The sequence below is a fragment of the Gryllotalpicola sp. CP2-P1 genome, assembly GCF_057512245.1.
Map to the genome: position 1 here is coordinate 1 of NZ_JBLRDT010000240.1, position 3384 is coordinate 3384.

Annotated in this window: 4 protein-coding genes; 2 read left to right on the top strand and 2 right to left on the bottom strand. The window is 72.7% G+C overall.

Annotation, left to right across the window (positions count from 1 at the left end):
• The coding region (locus ACM2XV_RS13515; protein WP_487027303.1) for a cutinase family protein at positions 1-1228 on the bottom strand (1228 nt) is incomplete at its 3' end.
• A gap of 21 nt (positions 1229-1249) precedes the next feature.
• Positions 1250-2464 carry an FAD-dependent monooxygenase gene (locus tag ACM2XV_RS13520; protein ID WP_487027304.1) on the bottom strand — a complete coding sequence of 405 codons (1215 nt, stop codon included), beginning with the start codon at positions 2462-2464 and terminating at the stop codon, positions 1250-1252.
• Between the two features lie 77 nt (positions 2465-2541).
• On the opposite strand from ACM2XV_RS13520, the gene ACM2XV_RS13525 reads away from it, so the two are divergent.
• Together ACM2XV_RS13525 and ACM2XV_RS13530 are read left to right on the top strand one after the other, a co-directional pair.
• Entirely contained in the window at positions 2542-2742 is a 201-nt protein-coding gene (locus tag ACM2XV_RS13525) for a helix-turn-helix domain-containing protein (protein WP_344776176.1), read from the top strand.
• Positions 2735-3193, top strand: a complete 459-nt coding sequence (locus ACM2XV_RS13530; RefSeq protein WP_344775996.1) for a Clp protease N-terminal domain-containing protein — start codon at positions 2735-2737, stop codon at positions 3191-3193. Before ACM2XV_RS13525 ends, ACM2XV_RS13530 begins: the two co-directional genes overlap by 8 nt.
• Positions 3194-3384 lie beyond the last annotated feature (191 nt).

Consider the following 3384-nt stretch of genomic DNA (forward strand, 5'->3'; position numbering starts at 1 on the left):
GCGTCGTCGTGCGCAGCGCGATCGTGTGCGTTCCGGGCGTCGCGAAGACCGTGGCGAGGCTCGGGGCGGTGGTCGTGAGCCGGCGAGCGGCTGCGGTGCCGCCGTCGATGGTCCAGGCGTAGCGGATGATCGGGTCGGCCGGGTCGCTGAGACTGCCCGCCGCGCTGAAGCGGGTCTCGGCACCCACCTCGGTCGTCACGGGCCCCGTGATCTTGGCCGTCGCCTTCGGCGCACGCAGCAGCGGGAGCCCCATCACGTAGCGCAGCTGCTGCGCCGCGTTCGCGGTGTCGCCGCGCTGATAGGTGCCGTGCTGAGACAGGATGTTGGGGTCGCCCGACGGGCTCGCAGTGGTCGCGACGATGTGGGCGAAGTCGCGGACGGGGTAGTTCACGCCGCCGACGACACGGTCGTCCACCAGCCCGCAGATCGGGTCGCCGTCGTGGCAGTAGTCGAAGATCGCGGCCCGCCCGAACTCACTCGCCCAGTCGCTGCCGCCGTCGGCCGTGCTCGCGGCGGAGCCGGCGTCGGCGGCGCCGTTGGGCGTGCTGCCGCCCTTGCTGTTGCTCACGAGGTAGCCGTCGAGGCCGGGCGCGAAACTGCCGTAGTCGTCGGTGCTGTCGGCCGAGTTGAAGTAGGTGTTGCCGAAGAACACGGCCGCCACGAGCGCACGGCGGGCACTCGGCATGGCCGACAGCACGGCTTCGACGATCACCTGGGCGCCCTGCGAGTACCCCGACATGATCACGCCGGTACCCGGGCAGGTGCGACTCACCCGCTCGAGCTCGGCCGCCGCCGCGTGCGCGCCCAGCTCGACCGACTTCGAGTACACGCCGAGGTCGCCGCTGACGAGGGCGTCGCCCGTCACGACATCGATGCCGACGGCGGGATAGGGAACGCCGTAGGGCGTGATCGTCACGTTGTTCGCCGACGCCGTCTTCTCGACGCGTCGGTAGAGGTCGGCGAGCTCGCCGCCCATGCCCCAGCTCGGGTTCGCCGAGGTGTAGCGCTTCTTCGCAGGGATGCTGTTGTCTTCGCCGGAGCCGCGCGCGCCGATGAACTCGTAGTCGGGGCAGTTGCCCGCCACCGCACCGGCCGCCGCGCCCGTCGCAGCCGGCGTCGGCGTCGGAGTCGCCGCCGCCCGCGCAGGGGTCGCCGACGAGACCGCGAGGGCGAGCGCCACCAGGGCGGCCGCCGCAAGCGCGGGCGTGCGTCGACGTGTGCGGGTCACCCGTTCAACGCTACGCGGGTGTCATGAGCCTTCGATGAGACGGGCCACGGCTCGAGCGCCCGTACGGGAAGCTATGAGCGTGCCCACAATCTCGCGCAGCGCGCTGGCGTGCTCGTCATCACCGCTGAGCGCGGCCTGCACGCGCGTCTGGGCGAGCGCGAGTTCTGCCGCAGGTCGGCGCGCGCTCTCATAGGCCTCGAGTGAGGCGACGGATGCCTGGCCCCGCGCCGCAGCCACAAGAAGCGGCGCCAGGGCCAGCGCGTCGAGCAGCGCGACGTTGAGTGCGGACCCGCCCGCGTTGAAGATGTGCGCCGCGTCGCCCGCGAGCAGCACGCGGCCGACGCGGTAGGTGCTCGCCAGCCTGCTGTTCGCCACCGTGCTGCGCGCGGAGTCGACGGCCGAGAACGGCAGCTCGGCCCCGAGCACACGGCGCAGGCTGGCCCGCAGCTCGGCCTCCGGCAGAGCGTCGGTGGGCTCCTCGCCGCGGTGCGGCTCGTGGGTCGTGATCAGGTAGAGGTCATCGGGGGCGGTGCGATCAAGCGTCGCGACGGGGGCGATCGCGAAGCCACCGCCCGGCAGTCGGTTCTGGCGCATGGTGTGCAGGCGGCCGATGCCGGTGAGCTCGATCGTGTCGCCGCGACCGTCGAGCCGCGCGGTGCGCGGCGGCAGGGTCACGCGCGCGATCCGCGTGATGACGTCGCTCGTGAAGCCTGGGAAGCCGATGCCGGCGGCCCTCCGCACCGTGCTCCTGGCGCCGTCGCAGCCGACGAGGAAGGCTGCCGGGAGGCGCTCCGTGGCCCTCGGGGTGTGCACCTCCAGTTCGACGGCGTCGCCGCCCTGCGTGAAGCCGGCGAGGGTGGTGCCACGGCGCAGCTCGACGCCGCGCGCGAGCGCGCGCTGCTCGAATAGCTGCTCGAGGCGGCGCTGGGGAACGGGCAGCAGATGCAGGGGATTCGCCGGCCCCAGACCGAGCCGCAGCGCGAGCGTTCCGAACAGGAATCGCGGCGGGCGCACGATGCGAAGGCCGCTGCCGCGCAGCACGCCGCGCCGGGCGAGTTCCACCGCGGCGCGGCCGACGATGCCGTTGGCCTTGGGCATCGTCGCCGGCTGAGCCTCCCGTTCGAGGACGATGACGCGGACGCCGGCGTCGGCCAGCTCGCCGGCGAGCAGCAGCCCCGTCGGGCCGGCACCGACGATGACGATGGGCGGTGCGTCAGTTTGAATTGACGTTGACATGCGTGTCAGTTTGGGCTGACAATAGACGCGTGTCAAGCCAGACTGACAAGGATCTGCCGAACTCGCAGGCATCCGATCTGCTCGGCATTCGACTCACGCAGACGGACCCGGCCACGGGCCTGCGCGCCGTCGGCGCGCTGCACCGCCTCGCCGAGCGCGTCGAGGCCATGCACGTCGAGGCCGCGCGTCGCGCTGGCTGGTCGTGGGAGCAGATCGGCGACGCGCTCGGCGTCACTCGGCAGTCGGTCCACGCGAAGTATGGGAAGAAAGATGTTTGAGCGATTCGCACTGGCCACCCGCGTCGCCGTCGACGACGCGCGCTACGAGGCTGCTCGGCGTGGCGACCGCAGGGTCGGCACCGAGCATCTGCTCATCACGCTGCTCGAGAACGACGAGCTGGCCGCGGCCGTGGGCATCGATGCGGAGGCGGCGCGCACGGCGGCCGAGCAGCTCGACCGGTCGGCCCTTGCCGCGGTCGGCATCGAGCTGGGCGAGTTCGCGCCGGGCGGGCGCGGGCGGGTGGGCAGGTTCGTGCCGTTCACGGCGGGTGCGCGGCAGGTCATGAACGGCACGCTGCGGCACGGAGTGGCCGAGAAGGCGCGCTCGCTCACGCCGCGGCACATGATGCTCGCGCTGCTTGAGCGCGACGCGCCCGATCCGGCCGCGCAGCTGCTCGCGGCGCTCGCGGTCGACGCGGTGGCCGCCCGCGACCGACTGCAGGCGGCCTAGTCGTGGCCGGGGTGCTTAGGGAAGGTACGCCGAGGACGTCCACAGGTGCATCGCGGCGTAGCCGCGCCACGGCGACCAGGCAGAGGCGATGGCGGATGCCTCGCGCTCGGTCCTCGCGCCGAGAGACTTCCTGAGCACGAGGTCGCCGGGGGCGAAGGCGTCGGGGTCGCCGAGGGCGCGCAGGGAGATCG

Coding starts and splice junctions, on each gene's coding strand:
- ACM2XV_RS13520 (WP_487027304.1), bottom strand. CDS start 2,464: ATGTCAACGTCAATTCAAACTGACGCACCGCCCATCGTCATCGTCGGT.
- ACM2XV_RS13530 (WP_344775996.1), top strand. CDS start 2,735: ATGTTTGAGCGATTCGCACTGGCCACCCGCGTCGCCGTCGACGACGCG.